A 17,351-nucleotide genomic window follows, 5' to 3' on the forward strand; every position below is an offset into this window, starting at 1 on the left:
CCGTAAATATTTCCCCAGCTCTTCGTAGCAGGGACTTTAATCACTACTATTGAGAAGTAGCGACTAAAGTTGCGCCTTTGTCCTATTTTGGGAGGCAGAAGCTAGGGCTATTCTTGTGATTCAGCGATGCGCGATCGCCATTCCTTAAGATCCTTAATCGTAAAAACTGTTTCAAAGTCCAATCCAACAGAGCGATAAAACTCCGCACCACCTTGCTCCCTGTCAATCAGCGACAACACGCGATCGACTTTATAACCCGCACCCCGCAACCTTTCCACCGCCTGCATCGCCGACTTACCCGTCGTCACCACATCCTCCAAAACCGCAACATTCGCGCCCTCTGGCAACAGCGGCCCCTCAATATACGCCATTGTCCCGTGTCCCTTTGTCTCCTTTCTGACAATTAGCGCCGGAATCGATCGACCTTCCAGAGCCGAAACCACACTCACCGCAGTTACAATCGGGTCAGCACCCAAAGTCAAACCGCCCACAGCTTGCACATCCGACGACAGCATAGACAACAGCAAACGTCCCGTTGCCAAAGCACCTTCAGCGTGCAGCGTCACGGGTTTACAGTTAATGTAATAAGAACTTTTCTGCCCCGAAGACAGCACAAAATCGCCTTCGCGATAGGCAAACTCGCACAACAAATCGAGAAGTCGATCGCGCAACACCTTTAAATCCGCAGCATCCATAACTCACACCCTATAAAAAACACAAATAATCCGCCGATAATCAGTTTATCAAAAAATTGGGTTGAAAATCCCGTCCTTCGCTTGGCGGCTTTTTGATAGAATAGACCTGGTTGTAATTCCCAAGGTGGGCGGTTGTGAAGCGGCTTTTAGTCGGCACCCTCGAACCTGAAAGCTTTTTTAAAGCAAAAAGAAGGGTAGCGAAAACCTTGTAAAACAGAGCTCGGGAATCAACGCATTCTCACGCACCAGAAAATCACTAATTTGTTTCACTCAAGTAGGGTGGGGCACACCCGAACTCTAGGTTCGTATCCTAGTATGCTTTTGGAGATAGACCCTCTGGGGTGGTTGTGAGTTAAGCTCGTCAATTGGTGCAATTGCACGGTTGAAAAGTTTAAGGATTGCCGCAAGGACACAGCGCTTAAAGGTCAGTCGATGAATTAAGAATCCCCGTGGGTTCACCCCGGGGAGTGTCAAATTGGAATCGGAATTAATTAAGGAGGCCCAAATATATGAGTCAAAAGTTAAAAAGCCTGAGCGGCGCGTTGATTCTCGCTGTCGCCTCTGTCGCAATGGCATCCGTCAAACCAGCTCAAGCACAAACAGAGCGATTTCATCCAATTGCCGACGACTTCAACCGACAATTTTTTCAAGCTTCAGGAGACTTTTACCACAACGTTAGCTTGCAAGGTTACTTTGGCGACTATTTAGGCATCGGTTCCCCCAGCGGCGTCGTTGCCTTTCCCGAAAAAGAAATCGAGAGGGATGCCAGTCGCGTCAACGGCTTCTACCGACGAGTAATGCAGCGCCAAGTTTCCAGCGACCCGATTCTCCGCGTCCCAGATGCAGTTAATCCCTTCGATGCCTCAGTCATGGCACTGCCTCCAGCTTGTCAGCTAGGACCTCAGCCAAGTGGCTGTTTCGCCACTCCCGCCGGACTCCAAGATCAGTTTACACTTCCAACACAGCAGGAAGGTTCACAGACCGATCCAGGGCCAGTTAGAGGACTTTATCAAGTATCGCCCGCTCGCAAGAATTAGTCGATCGACAGTTGCGAGTTTTGAGCCGCGGCGGGTTTACTCTCATGTCGGATTTGTATGAGAGAGAAAGCCTCAACCCGCCCCAAAAACTCATGTTTTGGCAATCCTTTCGGTAAACGCGCAACTGACTTTTTTTAACTATCGCGGTTATTTTATTGGACTAAATATTATCCAATATTTATGAAACCATGCTGCCGTCAGGCATGATTGTTCCTTTCAAAATAGCTTCGCCCAGATTAGCTCCCGCCAATTTCGCTCCCCTGAGATTTGCCCCGGTCAAATTAGCCCCTCTCAAATCAGCTTTGCCGAGGTTGGCCCACCGTAAATCGGCACCGCTCAACTCCGCAAAACTGAGATTGGCTCTGAAAAGATATGCTCCAGTGAAGTGAGCTTCCCCGAGGTGAGCTTTAGAGAAATTGGCTGCATAGCAATGTGCTTCAATCAATTCGGCTTGAGTGAGATTGGCTTGACTGAGATTAGCAGAATTGAGGTTCGCCCCCATCGCATTAGCTCGAAACATCACCGCACCGATTAAATTCGCATCACCGAAATCGGTTTGTTGGAGATTAGCAGCGGTGAGGTCAGCCCCAATTAAATTAGCACTGCTCAAATCAGCTCCCCTGAGGTCGGCCGCTCGGAGGTTGGTTCCAGTTAAATTAGCTTTAATTAAATTAGTTTCGAGCAGTTGCGCTCCGGCAAGATTTGCTAAACTAAAATTAGATTCGGCAAGGTTTGCCGCAATTAATTTAGCCTTAAACAAATCTGTTTTAAAAAGGTTCGAGCCCCAAAGATGCGCGCCTCTGAGATTTGCTTCGGCGAGGTTAGCTTCGCTGAGATCCGGTTCTATATTGGGGTTGAGACTTCTCCATTCAATCCAATTAACTGCACCTTTTTTTAACAGCGCTAAATGCTGTGTGTTTGCCATAATTGCATCTCCTTTAACGGCTATTCCTTGCGACCAACAATTGCTGGATTTTCTCGACCCGTCACGTTTTCCACTGCCGCAATTGCTGCCTGGGAACCTGCTATAATATCTCGTTCTGCGCCGCCGAGGTAAAGCCGTCCGAAACTGCCTACAGCCTGAACCTCTAAGATGTTAATAGATGCGCCTTTTTCTGCTTCATTGGCCGCCAGCGCTGCATAAGCAGCCGGCTCTACTTCTAAGACGTAAAGCGTTTGTCCCGCCAGCAGCAACTGTCCGCGGCGGGTGCGGTTGATTAATTGTGTTTGGTGGGGGTCAATGTTGCGAATAATTTGACTGGAAATCACGCGCGGTTTGATACCTTCTTCTCTGCGGAGTCCGATGAATTCTAGAATTGCTTTGCCTGCGGCCCGCGTTTCCCCCTGCTGACTCGAGTGTACTTCCAGAAGTCCGTACAAGCGTTCGACTATCTGCACTCCCGGGCGCACGGAGGCAGATTTGAGGGCGACATCGGTAATTCGGTTAATTTCGATACCGGGCGAGATTTCTATCCACAGCGACGCATCCCCTGGCAGCGGCAAGAATCCGGCAGCGACTGTGCCGATGTATGCTGCGTGCTGTGGCTGCAAGTTGTCTAGAAATACGTAGCTGCGTAACTCTATTCCCAAAAGTTTTGATCTCCGTCGATCGATTTCCAGCACTTGTCTGTGCAATATCTGAGTTTACCTTTTTTTGTCCACCACACCTTGTCTATTGTCGGCACTGCCGCACTGCCTCACAACCGAGTGAGGTGGCAGACGCGCGATTTCTAGTGCCGGAGTGCCTCCGCGAGCAATCTTTAATTTTGTGCGCCTGCTAAAAATTTGATATCAATCTGTAGTTATACGTGGAACATAAAAATCTTTACTGCTAGAGGTGGATTTAACTTTAAAAGCTACCCGATATAGTTTTGATAGTTAAAGATTTTAGCCAACAGAGAGCAGTTGAATTATGAAACGTTCTGATTTATCCAAAGCAATCGGTGCAGGTATTATAGCTGCTGGTTTAGCCTTAGCACCAGCTCATCTCCCTGCTTCAGCTCAGACAGATACAACTGGCGGTACAACTTCCGGTACTAACAGCACTACAACTACCACCACTCCTCGCTCCGATGTCTACAATGCTGAAACCGATCGCGATTTTGATTGGGGATGGTTGGGACTGCTCGGCTTGTCTGGCTTGTTGGGTTTGATTCCCCGCAAACGCGAAGAAACTGTCCGCCATACCACTACAACGGGCGATCGCGAACCCGCTGCGCGCACTGACTACCGTTAAGAATTGAGTCTTAGTGCTGTGGCCATTATGCAGGGACAGGATGTTTTAACCTGTCCGCCGATCGATATAGTTTTGATAGTTAAAGATTTTAGCCAACAAAGAGGAGTTGAATTATGAAACGTTCTGATTTATCCAAAGCAATCGGTGCAGGTATTATAGCTGCTGGTTTAGCCCTAGCACCTGCTCATCTCCCTGCTTCAGCTCAGACAGATACAACTGGCGGTACAACTTCCGGTACTAACAGCACTACAACAACCACCACTCCTCGCTCGGATGTCTCCAATGCTGAGACCGATCGCGATTTTGATTGGGGATGGTTGGGACTGCTAGGCTTGTCTGGCTTGTTGGGTTTGATTCCGCGCAAACGCGAAGAAAATGTCCGCTATACCACTACAACGAGCGATCGCGAGCCTGCTGCGCGCACTGACTACCGCTAAGAATTGAGTCTTAGTGCTGTGGGCATTATGCAGGGACAGGATGTTTTAACCTGTCCGACGCTCCCAAATAATCATCAAAAAACCTCCATCTGTGAGGTTTTTTTGTTTGAGATGATGCGCGATCGAACCAGGATTAAATTGGTTACCGAAAAACTGGGTCTAAAGCCCCGTCCTTATAGGACGGCTTTAATTTAGCCAAAACTGTGAATTAGTCTTTATATCCATCCCAGCGACGTAAATGTTAGTATTTGAAGCCAAGCTAGAAGGAAAAAACGAGCAGTACGAACGGCTAGACGAAGCCATTCGTACTGCTCGTTTTATTCGGAATAGCTGCATCAGGTACTGGATGGACACAAAAAAAGATGTAGGTCGCTACGACTTAAGCGCTTATTGCGTAGTCTTAGCGAAGGAGTTTCCTTGGGCTGCTAAGCTCAACTCAATGGCAAGGCAAGCTTCTGCCGAAAGAGCTTGGTCAGCGATTGCGCGGTTTTTCGACAACTGCAAGAAAGCAAGACCCGGTAAAAAAGGTTTCCCCCGATTTAAAAAGCATGAAACACATGGTTCTGTTGAATACAAAACTTGTGGATGGAAACTTTCTGAAGACAGGCGAAATATAACCTTCACCGATGGATTTAAAGCAGGAAGTTTTAAATTATGGGGAACTCGTGACCTACACTTCTATCAGTTAAATCAAATCAAGCGGGTGCGCGTAGTTCGCCGAGCTGATGGATATTACGTGCAATTCTGTATTGATGCTGAACGAAATGAGAAGCGCGAACCTACTGGACGAACCATTGGTTTAGACGTAGGGCTAACGCACTTCTATACAGACTCTGACGGAAATACCGTAGAGAATCCACGCTATCTGAGAAAGTCTGAAAGGTCACTTAAAAAGCTTAATCGGAGACTCTCTAAAACTCAGAAAGGCTCTAAAAATAGAGTTAAGGCTCGGAATCGTTTAAGCAGAAAACACCTCAAGGTAAGTAGGCGACGTAAAGACTTTGCCGTGAAATTAGCAAGGTGCGTAATCCAGTCCAACGACTTGGTAGCCTATGAAGACTTGTCGGTGCGTAACATGGTTAAAAACAGAAAGTTGTCTAAGTCTATATCAGATGCCGCTTGGACAGCTTTTAGAAATTGGGTTGAATACTTTGGCAAAGTATTGGGGGTGGCGACTGTTGCAGTACCGCCACACTATACAAGCCAAAATTGTTCTAATTGTGGGAAAGTCGCGAAGAAATCTTTAAGTCAAAGAACACATATTTGTCCGCATTGTAGATTTGTCTTAAATCGAGATTGGAACGCCGCTCGCAACATATTAGAACTAGGATTGCGTACCGTGGGGCACACGGGAACCTCAAACGCCTCTGGAGACATCGATCTCTGTTTGGGTGAGGAAACTCCTTCAAATAAGTCGGGTCGTAGAAAGAGGAAGCCTAAACAGTGATGTTTAGAATCACCGTGGCTAAAGCGGGCGTGAGAATGTCAAATCTGACCTATTGCACCATTTTCATGAACAGGCTTTCCGCCCGCTTCCACAAAGAGTGAATTTTCTTGCGGGCCGTTGCTCCTAGCCACTCAATAAAATCATTATTGAGAATGGTGCAATATTTCAGATATAACCGGACTTGAAATTATTAACTTTTTCCTTTTTTCTTCCTTTATTCCTTCGCGTTCTTTGCGTCTTCGCGGTTCATTAAATCCAGACTTTTCAGACACAAAAAGACCTTAAAAAATATTTTCGCCAGAACGATCGAGTACCTCCCAAATCGCCTGCACCAACTTGTCGGGGTCTAAAGGTTTACAAATGTGCCGCTGGAACCCCGCAGCCAGGGCCTGCTGATAGTCAATTTCTCCAGCATAAGCCGTGAGGGCGATCGCCGGAATCCGTCCCCCTTGGTCGGGCGCCAGAGCCCGAACCTTTCGCATCAACATATAACCGTCGGTGTCGGGCATTCCAATATCGCTCAACAGCAAATCCGGCACAGACTGGGTTAAAACCGCCAAGGCATGGGCGGCGTTAGGAACTGCTGTAACACTTGCCCCACAATCCTCAAGCAGAAAAACCACCAAATCTCGCGCATCGGCATCATCATCCACCGCTAACACCCTGAGCCCGCTCAAATTGAAGGATTGATCCGGCGACGCAGTTCCCGCAGGACTTGTCTGAGATTGCACCGGCATCAGGGGTATCCAGACGGTCAAGGTTGCGCCTTGTCCTTCGCCTGCACTTTCCGCTTTCACCGTGCCGCCGTGGAGTTCGACGAGATGGCGGACGATCGCCAATCCTAAACCCAATCCGCCAAATTTGCGCGTCATGGTGCTGTCAGCTTGCCGGAAGTAGTCGAATACATAGGGCAGAAAATCAGGTTCGATACCTTTTCCAGTATCAGTTACAGTAATTTGGGCGTTCCTGTCCACCCGATCGAGAACGACTTCGATTTTGCCTCCTGGCGGGGAGAACTTGACGGCATTTGACAGCAAATTCCAGACTACCTGCTGAAGTTTGCCCGCATCGCCCAACACCGGGCCGAGATTCGGTGCAAATTGAGTGCTGATTTGAATCGACTTGACTTCGGCCGCCAGACGCACCGTTTCAATAGCAGCGCCGATCACCCCAGCTAAATCCACAGGTGCAATATTCAAGCTGACCTTGCCTTGCAGAATCCCCGACACATCGAGCAAATCTTCGATAAGCTGGGTTTGCAGTTTGGCGTTGCGCTCGATCGTCTCTAAGGCATAACGTTGCTTTTCCGGTGTCAGAACGTTCGATCGCAGCAGCTTCGTCCAGCCCATAATCGGGTTTAAGGGAGTCCGCAATTCGTGGGACAAAACAGCCAAAAATTCGTCTTTGACGCGGTTAGCCTGTTCAGCTTCTTCCCGCGCCTCTTTTTCCCGCGCTAGAAGGCGTTCCCGTTCGGCTTCTGCAACTTTGCGATCTGTAATGTCAGTGTTGGTGCCACACCAGCGCAGCAGCTTGCCTTGCTCGTCGCGAATCGGCACGGCGCGGGAGAGAAACCAGCGGTACGATCCGTCTTTGCCGCGCAAGGGGAAAGTATCTTCCCAGAGTTCGCCTCTTTCAATGCAGCGCCTAAATTTTGCGACCACGCGATCGACGTGTTCCGGGTGGTGCACCTGCTGCCAGCCCCAGCCCTGCATTTCCTCTAGGGTGGTGCCCGTGTAGTCAAACCAGCGCTGGTTGTACCAGAAAATCCAGCCGGTTTCATCTGTCATCCAGGCCAACTGAGCGATGTTGTCAGCTAGAGCGCGGAACCGAGCCTCGCTTTCGTGCAGATCGTGCAGGGCTCGCGCGTGCAGGATCACCGTCCAGAGGCGGGCCACCACTTCTTGCATCAGCCAAACTTCATCGGGCCGCCAGTGCCGCACAGTTTTTGATGTCACCACCAAAAGAGCCACCCAGCGCCCTTCCTGAAGGCACGGAACATCGACCAAAGCGCGAACCGACACGGCCCCGTAGTTATCGACCAAATGCGCTGTATGGGGGTGATTAGCGATATCTGAGATGACAACTGTTTGACCTGCGATAGAGAGAGCTTTAAGTTCTGGCGTCTTAAAGTCTGAGATTTTATAGATGCCGACGGTGCTGGCAAGGTCGGACTGGTGCCAGTCTTGCTCGACAATTGCCCGATCGGCTTCTAAATCGATTTCGTGCCACACGCAGCGATCGACCTTTAAATATTCTCCTAAACTTTTCATCGCTTCCCACAACATTTCTGCGGGGTTGCAGCCCTGGTGCAAGCGGACTTCGAGATCTGCGAGAAACTGCTCGTTGAGCTGGGCTTGTTTGCGATCGTGAATATCGGTATTCGTGCCGATCCACTCGACAATTTCGCCGCCTGCGCCGCGAACTGGCACGGCGCGGGACAAATGCCAGCGTTCCATTTGGTCTGCTGCCCGCCGCAGGCGCAGCTCAATTTGATAAACTTCTCCAGTGATTTGACATTCTTGCCAGCGGGCCGAAGATTCTGCCAAATCCGAGGGCGGCACTAGGGACTCCCAATTGTTTTGAGCGGCTTCCTCGTAAGACATTCCCAGATATTCCGACCACTTTTGTTGATTGGTAAAACGAGTTTCCCCGGTGGAGTCTACGTTCCAAATCAGGTGGGGCAACGACTCAGCGAGGAAGCGGAAGCGGCGGTCGCTTTCTGCTAAGCTTTCTTCGGCTCGTTTGCGATCGTCAATATCAATGCCGATCCCTGCCCATTGCAGCACCTGTCCCCCCCTGTCTTTGACGGGCACAAGTCGCGCTAGATGCCAGCGGTAAGTACCATCAAACCTGCGTACCCGACACTCAAATTCGTAGGCTTCCCCTGCTTCAATCGCCTTGGTGCGCGTGCCGACAACTGTTGGCAGATCATCAGGATGAAATAATTGCAGCACCGGTGCAGCCAGCGGCAATTCTGCTGGCCTGATGCCCGTGTAGCTTTGCCAGTGCTGGTTGCAAAACTCTAACCTGCCGTCGGCGGTATTGATCCACATTAATTGCGGGACGCCATCGGCGAGGGTGCGGTAGCGATTTTCGCTTTGCCGCAGTGCTTCTTCTATTTGCCGGCGCTCGGTTTTGTCCTGCATGATTTTCAGGAAACCTTGCACTTCGCCTCCTGCGTCGCGCAGGGGCATCACCAGTCCGCTGCCCCAAAAGCGGCTGCCGTCTTTGCGGACGTGCCAGCGCTCGTTTACTGCCTTTCCCTGAGTCAGCGCGAGGTGCATTTCTAGTTCCGGCTTTCCGGCTGCAGAGTCTTCTGGGGTGAAGATGATTCGTCCGTGCTGCCCGACGATTTCAGCTTCGGAATAGCCCAGCAATCTCTCTGCGCCTGCGTTCCAATTGGTAAGGTGTCCGCCGAGATCCTGGGTGAAGATGGCGTAGTCTTTGGCGCTGTCGAGAATAAACTGCAGGTGGGTTTCACGATCGCGCAGTGCTGCTTCTGCTTGTTTGCGCTTGGTAATGTCGCTGGTGAAACCGACTATTTTGGTCACTTCGCCTTGCTGGTTGCGGATCAAACAGCCGCGCTCCCAAACGTCGATCCAGCGCCCGTCTTCGTGCCGGACTCGGTACTCGACTTCGTAGCGATCGCCATCCGTCAAGATTGATTCCGCCCCGGCTTGGACGCGCGCCAAATCGACGGGATGGAGGCGTTCTCTCCACCACTCTGGTGTTGCCTGTGCATCCTCTGGGCGGACACCGACGATCGAGGACAGTCCCTCGGAACGGTAAACTGAGTTCGATGCCAAATCCCACTCAAACACGATGCCGTCGATCGCCCTTGTAGCTAACTCAAAGCGGTTGTTGCTTTCTTGCAAGGCGAGTTCGGCCATTTTGCGATCGGTAATTTCCTGCACCACGATATGAATCCCGACAATCTCCCCGCCCGTGTCTTTGAGCGGCCACCAATTCTCAATCCAAGTGCGAACCACACCGGGTTGAGCCCTGGTTTCACCCGTGAGTTCAAAATTCCGCATCGGTTCTCCGGTTTCGAGAATGCGGCCCAACAAAGCTTCGGCTGCATCTGCCAAGTCGGGGATAATTTCGCGCACGGTGCGGCCGATGTGCGCTTCGACGGACAAGCCGTTGATTTCTGCTAACCGCTGGTTGATCCGGAGGAACCGCAAATCTTTGTCTAAAACTGCCAAACCCACGGGAGTTGTTTGGTAAAGCGACTCTATCTCTAGAAGTTGACGGCGCACGGTTTGCTCGCTCTCTTGCAGGGCGAGTTCGGCCATTTTGCGATCGGTAGCATCAAATAATACTCCGATAAACCGCACTGCTTCCCCTGCGGCGTCGTAGAGATAGCGCCCGAACGCGCTCAACCAGCGGATTTCTCCGTTGTCTGCCCGGACGATCCGGTATTCGGGGGAGTAGAGCGATCTCGTTTCCCGAGCTGTTTTGGCTGCTTCCATGACTTGATTTAAGTCGTCTGGATGCACGCAGTTTTTCCACACAGCCGCGCTTGCTTCGCCGCCCGGTACCGGTTCGCAGCCCAAAATGCTGAAATGGGTCGCCGACCAAATTACTCCATCTGTTCGCACGTCAAAATCCCAGGTTGCCATGCCTGAGCCTTCGATGGCGACGCTCAAACGTTCTTCGCTTTGTTTCAAGGCAATTTCAGTTTGTTTGCGCTCGTTGATATCTGTCAGGGAACCTACGGCCCTCAGGGGATTGCCTGAGTCGTCCCAAATTACTTGCCCTCTGGCTAAAACCCATTTGTAGCGCCCGTCCCGACAGCGAACGCGGTACTCGCAGGAGTAATGTGAGGTTTCTCGATGCAAGTGCTGCTGCCAATTGCTTTGCATTATCTCCAAATCATCGGGATGAATGTAGCTCAAAAATTGGCTGAAGTCCTTGACTTCTTCGGGCCGGCGTTCCAAAATCTCTAAACAGCGATCGCTCAGGATCTGGCAATTTGTTTGCAGGTTGTGGTCCCAAACCCCGTCGTTGTTGCCCTGCAAGGCTAGCTGCGAGCGTTCTGCGCTTTCTCGCAAAGCTTCTTTGGTTTGATTGGCGCGCTCGATTTGTACGGCGGCAACGGCAAAGTCTGCTAGGGCGATCGCGATCCGCAAGTCTTCGGCATCGAACTGGCGATCGGAATCGTGAGATACAATCCATATTGCCCCTAGCGGTTGATTTTCTGCTTGCAGTGGCACGACTAACGCTTCGGCGTTCGGGAATTCTAGCTGCTTTAAGTCGGTGAAGTATTGTTCTGGAGCGAAGTAAAGTTGGGGAGTTTGGTGATCGATCGGGGTTCCCGACCAACGCAATTTCCGGGGTGTGTTTTTATGTTCTGCTGCTTCCCACGCTCCCGCCAAGGCTTCCCAGCGAAATATTTGTTCGGAAGTTGCATTTTCTTCTAGCAAGCAGACTCCGACGCTTCCTGCGTCGCACAAATCTTTAGCGATCGCAACCAGTGTTTTGAGCAGTCTGTGGGGTGAGGTTGCCAATTGTCTAGCCAGCGTTTGCAGCGCTCGGTTTTCTGCTTTTTGAGCGTGCGAGCGAGGGATGCGCCGCGACAGTTCCTGGGCGATCGGAATGTCGGTTAAATTAGTTTCTGGGGTTTGCCAAGCTTCCATCAATTACTCGTCTCTTACGTCTTTCGGTCTGAGCTGGCGAGCGTATATCAGCGCCCTCTTAAAAGCCTTTGCTACAAATTATACCATCTAGCCAGAGACAGCATCAGTTATCTACTACCTATCTGGGGAATTGCTTTTTAGTTTTCAGGCTATTTTATTGCCTTGGTTACCTTTACTCTTGTTGTCGCCACCTTATGCACAATTTTATTCCAGAATCGCGCTTTTTTCCCTATCTAACTTGGACAGAAATTCAGTCTATGCTGGATAAGGAAAATACGGTGATAATTTTGCCGCTAGGCGCGATCGAACAGCACGGCCCCCATTTGCCTTTAATTGTAGATGCGGCAATTAGCGCGGCGGTGACAGGCAAAGCGCTGGCAAAGTTAGAGGCAAATATTCCCGCGTATGCTTTGCCGCCTTTGTACTATGGCAAGTCGAATGAACACTGCCATTTTCCCGGTACAATTATGCTCAGTGCTCAGACAGTTTTAGCAGTAATCGGCGAAATTGCTGACAGTATTTATCAGGCTGGATTTCGGAAATTAGTGTTAATGAATGGTCACGGCGGACAGCCGCAGGTGATGGAAATTGCGGCGCGGGACATTCATCAAAAATATCAGGACTTTTCAGTTTTTCCGCTGTTTGTTTGGCGGGTTCCGAATGTGGCTGCTGAATTATTGAGTGCGAAGGAGTTGGACTTTGGGATTCACGCTGGTGATGCAGAAACGAGTTTGATGTTGGCAATTTTGCCGTCGCAGGTAAACATGGAACTGGCTGTTACAGAATATCCGAAAAATTTGCCGACCGACAGTTTGCTGAGTATGGAAGGAAATTTGCCTTTTGCTTGGCTGACGCGAGAGTTGACGGAAAGCGGTGTGTTGGGCGATGCGACGGCGGCGACGAAAGAAAAGGGATCTCGTATTCTCGAATCTCTCTCGGACGGCTGGGCACAAGTTATCAAAGATGTTTACAAATTTCGACAGCCGGGAAGTTCGGCAACGGATTGTGTAACGGATGTAACGGATGTAACGGAGGTCAGGAATAGCGAAGAAGGAAGAGGGAAACAGATCGATGTGGAAATGCAGTCACAACAATAGTTTCAGCAATTAAGAACGTTCTAACTGTCTTGGCGGTTGCTATAAAAATCAAAAATACAGTCCTGGAGGCATAACCGACCTATTTATGGTGCTTAGGTTGCACCTTATCGCTATTAAGAATTAAAAATCAAAAATTGTTCTAATTTGTGTCAAAATGAGTCTAAGAAATTTTTTGAGTTGGAAAACAGACGATGAGTGTAAATTCTAAATTGCAGCGCGCATTTGAGCAAGGTCGCGCCCTGAAAATTATCAGCGGTTTAAATAATTTTGATGCCGCAAACGTTGCGGCTGTCGTCAAAGCAGCGGATATCGGCGGTGCTTCCTTTGTCGATATTGCTGCCGATCGAGATTTGGTATTGATGGCAAAACAGTTGACAAACTTGCCAATTTGTGTATCCGCTGTGGAACCGGAAAAGTTTGTGCCTGCGGTAGAAGCTGGCGCTGATTTGATTGAAATTGGTAACTTTGATGCTTTCTACGCAGTAGGCCGCCGCTTTGAAGCTGAGGAAGTTTTGCAGTTGACTCGCGAAACTCGATCGCTATTTCCAAATATCACTCTTTCTGTAACAGTTCCCCACATTTTGGCACTCGACAAACAAGTGCAGTTAGCAATTGAATTAGTCAAAGCTGGGGCTAACATCATCCAAACCGAAGGTGGTACCAGCGCTCAACCAATTCACGCAGGCACATTGGGATTAATTGAAAAAGCAGCGCCTACTTTGGCTGCAGCCTTTGAAATTTCCCGCGCCGTATCCGTCCCCGTACTCTGCGCTTCCGGTATCTCCAGCGTCACCGCACCCCTCGCTATTGGAGCCGGTGCTGCGGGTGTTGGTGTCGGTTCTGCTGTCAGCCAACTTAATAGCGAAGTGGCGATGATTGCGGCTGTTCGCAGTTTGGTTGAAGCTTTGGCTTTGGTTTCGCGATCGCACTTGCCAGCTTCCATTTAATTAAGAAGGAAGAAGGAAGAAGGAAGAAGGAAGAAGGAAGAAGGAAGAAGGAAGAGGGAAGAAGGAAGATTTTTCCCATCCCCCACTCTTCCCCTCTTCCCCTACCCCACTTTTCCACTTTTCCACTCTTCCTTAATAATTGAGAAACCACACGGCATAATCATCTAATAACTGATTGTTTCGGGAGATTACATCAACTGATTCTAACTCTGATAAAGGCAACATAAACTTTTGGCGATCGCCGATGCGCTGCACTTCCACAAATATACCTTCTTCCTGAACCACCAAATCCTCCAACCGATTAATTGTGAATCTATCAGTATAAGAAGGTTGAGTTTTTTTGAGTCTTGCATATTCTTTTTGGCTGCCGGAACCCATTGTATATTCTTCTTCCCATTCAAACTCTTCTATGCCGGTAACGTGGCAGGGTAGTTGAATATTTTGCTTGATGTAATCTAGATATTTGACTGAATTTTTTAGGCTGAACTCAATATTTTTAGCTCCCAAAATCTTGCTAATTTTAGTTTCAAATTGCTTGGTATTAAAGGGGATATTTTTCTCTAGATGCGCTAACATTTCTGGCTCGAACCCCGCTCTCAATTCGGTAACTTCCGCCAGCAGGCGCTGGAAGTCGTTTAGCGGTTTCGGTCTTCTGCCTGCTACAATGGTTTCATCAAGCTGAACTGGAGGAAGTTCGGATTGTGAAGGAAGGGATCTGCTTTGAGCGGGGCGATCGTCCACTTTAGACTTGTTAACTTTAGACTTGTTAACTTTAGACTTGTTAACTTTAGGCTGGTTAAGTTTAGGCATCGCTCGGTCTCGCTGGCTCGGTTTATCAATAAAGTATATCTTGACAGAAGTACATTCGTGTCTGATAGGAGGAAGCTATTATGCAACTACTGAAATCGCCTGATGAATCGCCAGTCTATCAAGGACAATTTGGCGAATTTACGATTACTCAAAACGATCGCACGGGAGTGTTGATTTACCGCGCTGGATTGGGGGTGGCGGCGCTGTGTTTTGCGATCGGCACTACTCTGGTGTTGCAACAGGGCGACAACCCGATTGCAATCCAAGCTGTAACACCTATTTTTGCTTGTTTCTGGATAGCTTTAGGCGTCAGCTTAGCAACTATTCACATTTACATGATTGCGCTGCACCGAACACTACAGGTGTTTTGGGCGATCGGCGGCGCGGCAGCATTGTTTGTCGCCCTACAAAGCAGCCAACCTCTAGCTTTAGCAGTGTACGAACATCCCGCCACGTTGTGGGGAATTGGCTTTACTTTTGCCGCCTTAAATGGCATTTATTTTAAGGAAGCATTCTGCTTTAATCGCCTTGAAACTAAGTTTTTGACTCCGGGAGTTCCTCTCTTAATTTTAGGACATATTTTCGGATTTTTGTCAGCCGAAAATGAACAACTTTTGCTAGCGGTTTGGGCGGCTTTGTTTATCATCTTTGCTGTACGCAAGTTTTTTCAACCGATGCCGCAGGATATCGGGGATAAAAGCGTTTTTGAGTACCTGAAACACAAATAATTTGGGAATGGGGCATGGGGCCGAAGAGCAATTCGATCGCTCTCTCACTGTCCCACTATTTCCATTTTCCTGAAACCATTGGTATTGTGGCTTCTTCCTTCTTCACATCGATTTTCTTCCTTCTGCTATAATAATGAGAATTCGTTTAATCCGTCGTCGAGAAATCTGGGCAATTACTAGGGAAGGTTGGGTAATTGCAAGCGCGGGGTTGATAATTTTAATGCTTTTAATTCTCACAAATATCCATCCGTTTTTGGCGGTAAATGCGCCGATTAAAGCAGATATATTGGTTGTCGAAGGCTGGTTGCCCGATTATGCGATCGAAAGTGCGATCGCCGAATTCAAAAAAGGCGAATACCGCCAATTAATTACCACAGGAGTTCCTTTAAGTAAAGGCTACTATCTCGCTGAATATAAAAATTATGCCGAACTGACGGCAGCGACTTGTATTGCGCTAGGATTTGATAAGGACAAAGTAGTAGCTGTACCAGCAGCGAGAGTTGTGAAACACCGCACTGCTGCTTCTGCGATCGCACTTCGGGATTGGTTGGCTACTTCTGCCCTAAAAGTTGACTCAATTAATCTTTATTCTTTTGGCCCTCACGCCCGCCGAAGTTGGATTGTTTTCAAAGAAGTGCTGAATCCTGACATTAAAGTCGGGATTATAGCAGCAGAACCGGAAGATTACAATCCCCAAGAATGGTGGAAATCGAGCGAAGGTTTTCGGACTGTGATCGGAGAAGTTATTGCTTATATTTACGCCCGTTTCGTTGATTGGAAAACTTAGCCAGTAATTGTCAACCTCCCTCTTAATTCCCTTCGCGTTATTCACGCCTTCGCGGTTCGTAAAAAAAATTATATAGCAGTTTTACATCCGTGTAAATACACGACACGGCAGTGCCGTTTCCCTACCCGGGCATCTGTGGAAATACAGAACACGGCAGTGCCCTTTCCCTACTATATTCAACCAAAAATGATAAAATTATTCTCAGATAAGTGGAGGGCAACTCGTTGGTAGAAGAACGCGCTTACTGGTTAGCATGGTCGCAGATTAACGGTATCGGGCCGATTTTGTTGCAAAGATTGCAGCAAAATTTCAATAGTTTGGCAGAAGCTTGGACGGCAAAATCAGTAGATTTAATGCGAATCGAAGGGTTTGGCAAGCAGATAATTGAAACCATTGTGCAAGAACGCACTAAACTCAATCCAGAAGAATTTATCGAAAAACATCTTATAAAAAATCCCTATTTTTGGACGCCCGCCGATCCGGATTATCCCCGCTTATTATTGGAAATTCCCAATCCGCCACCAGTGTTGTATTATCGTGGTAATGTCGATCGCAAAGAGAATCAAGGAATTACGCCGACAGTGGCACTGGTGGGTACTCGCAGCCCTTCGGAATACGGCAGAAGGTGGGCTCGCAAAATTAGTACGGCTTTGGCTAGAAGCGGTTTTACTGTGGTTTCGGGATTGGCGGCTGGCATTGATACAGAGGCTCATACAGGCTGTTTGGAGGCGGGAGGAAGGACTTTCGCAGTAGTGGGGACGGGAGTAGATATTGTATATCCTAAACAAAATGAGAGGTTGTGCGATCGCATTTTGCAGCAGGGATTGGTAATTAGCGAATATCCGGCGGGCACTCAACCGAATAAAACTAATTTTCCGCGTCGAAATCGCATAATTGCTGGCTTAAGCCGCGCTACAATCGTGATAGAAGCTCCGCACAAATCGGGCGCTTTAATTACTGCTTATCAAGCGAATGATTTTTGCCGGGATGTGTATGTTTTGACGGGCAGATTGGATGATGAGCGTTCTTTTGGTTGTTTGGAATTGCTGAGTAAAGGTGCTCATCCGATTCTGCCAAATAGCGATCGAATGTTAAGCGAAGACAGGTTATTGGAAATGCTCGGAGCTATGCCAAAATTGGATAATGCCCAGCAGTTGTCGCTATTTCCCCCAAATCCGACGGTTGAGAAGCAAGGGCCGCCGTTGGAGCCGGAATTGGCTAAGGTGTTAAGTGCGATCGTATCTGGGCCGATTTCTTTTGATGTAATTGTGGAAGCAGCGGGATTAGAAGCGGGAACAGTTTCTAGTATACTTTTGCAGTTGGAATTGTTGGGATTAGTTTCGCAGTTACCAGGCATGCGATATCAGCGGTGCTGATTTTTAAGTAATACGGTTTAGGCCATTGGTGTCAACTTACAGCAGATTCCATGTATATATGATACACTGTATTGAGTAGATAAGCGAAAAAAATGAAACCTTATTCGATCGAGTT

14 protein-coding genes are annotated in these 17,351 nt (G+C 48.7%); 9 read left to right on the forward strand and 5 right to left on the reverse strand.

Features of this window, described 5'->3' with window-relative positions; genetic code table 11:
- Window positions 1-107: 107 nt before the first annotated feature.
- Window positions 108-695: an orotate phosphoribosyltransferase gene (pyrE, locus tag QUB14_RS15305; RefSeq protein WP_333217730.1), complete on the reverse strand. Its 588-nt coding sequence runs from the start codon at window positions 693-695 to the stop codon at window positions 108-110.
- Window positions 696-1,204: 509 nt separating this feature from the next.
- Between pyrE and QUB14_RS15310 the strand changes: the two genes are divergently transcribed.
- Complete coding sequence (locus QUB14_RS15310; RefSeq protein ID WP_333217731.1) at window positions 1,205-1,732, forward strand: hypothetical protein; 528 nt, start codon at window positions 1,205-1,207, stop codon at window positions 1,730-1,732.
- Window positions 1,733-1,910: 178 nt separating this feature from the next.
- On the opposite strand, the gene QUB14_RS15315 is transcribed toward QUB14_RS15310, so the two are convergent.
- Window positions 1,911-2,657, reverse strand: a complete 747-nt coding sequence (locus tag QUB14_RS15315) for a pentapeptide repeat-containing protein (protein ID WP_333217732.1) — start codon at window positions 2,655-2,657, stop codon at window positions 1,911-1,913.
- 20 nt (window positions 2,658-2,677) lie between these two features.
- Window positions 2,678-3,322, reverse strand: coding sequence for a hypothetical protein (locus QUB14_RS15320; protein WP_190661578.1), 645 nt, complete (start codon window positions 3,320-3,322; stop codon window positions 2,678-2,680).
- A gap of 322 nt (window positions 3,323-3,644) precedes the next feature.
- Here QUB14_RS15320 and QUB14_RS15325 point away from each other — a divergent pair, with 322 nt between their 5' ends.
- From QUB14_RS15325 to QUB14_RS15335, 3 genes are all read left to right on the forward strand, one after another.
- Window positions 3,645-3,968 (forward strand): WGxxGxxG family protein, encoded by a 324-nt coding sequence (locus QUB14_RS15325; protein ID WP_333217733.1) that lies wholly within the window; start codon window positions 3,645-3,647, stop codon window positions 3,966-3,968.
- A gap of 113 nt (window positions 3,969-4,081) precedes the next feature.
- A complete protein-coding gene (locus QUB14_RS15330; protein WP_333217734.1) occupies window positions 4,082-4,405 on the forward strand; it encodes a WGxxGxxG family protein in 324 nt (107 codons plus the stop codon).
- Window positions 4,406-4,643: 238 nt separating this feature from the next.
- On the forward strand, window positions 4,644-5,852 hold the full coding sequence (locus tag QUB14_RS15335; RefSeq protein WP_190661583.1) for an RNA-guided endonuclease TnpB family protein: 1,209 nt from the start codon (window positions 4,644-4,646) through the stop codon (window positions 5,850-5,852).
- A gap of 281 nt (window positions 5,853-6,133) precedes the next feature.
- Here the strand turns inward: QUB14_RS15335 and QUB14_RS15340 are convergent, their stop codons facing one another.
- Complete coding sequence (locus tag QUB14_RS15340) at window positions 6,134-11,491, reverse strand: PAS domain S-box protein (RefSeq protein WP_333217735.1); 5,358 nt, start codon at window positions 11,489-11,491, stop codon at window positions 6,134-6,136.
- A gap of 194 nt (window positions 11,492-11,685) precedes the next feature.
- Here QUB14_RS15340 and QUB14_RS15345 point away from each other — a divergent pair, with 194 nt between their 5' ends.
- On the forward strand, window positions 11,686-12,588 hold the full coding sequence (locus QUB14_RS15345) for a creatininase family protein (RefSeq protein WP_333217736.1): 903 nt from the start codon (window positions 11,686-11,688) through the stop codon (window positions 12,586-12,588).
- Window positions 12,589-12,779: 191 nt separating this feature from the next.
- Complete coding sequence (locus tag QUB14_RS15350) at window positions 12,780-13,535, forward strand: DUF561 domain-containing protein (protein ID WP_333217737.1); 756 nt, start codon at window positions 12,780-12,782, stop codon at window positions 13,533-13,535.
- A 132-nt stretch (window positions 13,536-13,667) separates the two neighbouring features.
- Here the strand turns inward: QUB14_RS15350 and QUB14_RS15355 are convergent, their stop codons facing one another.
- Window positions 13,668-14,345, reverse strand: a complete 678-nt coding sequence (locus QUB14_RS15355; RefSeq protein WP_333217738.1) for a calcium-binding protein — start codon at window positions 14,343-14,345, stop codon at window positions 13,668-13,670.
- Between the two features lie 80 nt (window positions 14,346-14,425).
- On the opposite strand from QUB14_RS15355, the gene QUB14_RS15360 reads away from it, so the two are divergent.
- From QUB14_RS15360 to dprA, 3 genes are all read left to right on the forward strand, one after another.
- Window positions 14,426-15,073: a DUF2301 domain-containing membrane protein gene (locus tag QUB14_RS15360; RefSeq protein ID WP_333217739.1), complete on the forward strand. Its 648-nt coding sequence runs from the start codon at window positions 14,426-14,428 to the stop codon at window positions 15,071-15,073.
- 133 nt (window positions 15,074-15,206) lie between these two features.
- Window positions 15,207-15,860, forward strand: a complete 654-nt coding sequence (locus tag QUB14_RS15365) for a YdcF family protein (RefSeq protein ID WP_333217740.1) — start codon at window positions 15,207-15,209, stop codon at window positions 15,858-15,860.
- 224 nt (window positions 15,861-16,084) lie between these two features.
- Window positions 16,085-17,236, forward strand: coding sequence for a DNA-processing protein DprA (gene dprA / locus QUB14_RS15370; protein ID WP_333217741.1), 1,152 nt, complete (start codon window positions 16,085-16,087; stop codon window positions 17,234-17,236).
- The last annotated feature ends 115 nt before the right edge of the window (window positions 17,237-17,351 follow it).

Source organism: Microcoleus sp. B3-D2, assembly GCF_036705345.1.
Taxonomy (GTDB): Bacteria; Cyanobacteriota; Cyanobacteriia; order Cyanobacteriales; family Microcoleaceae; genus Microcoleus.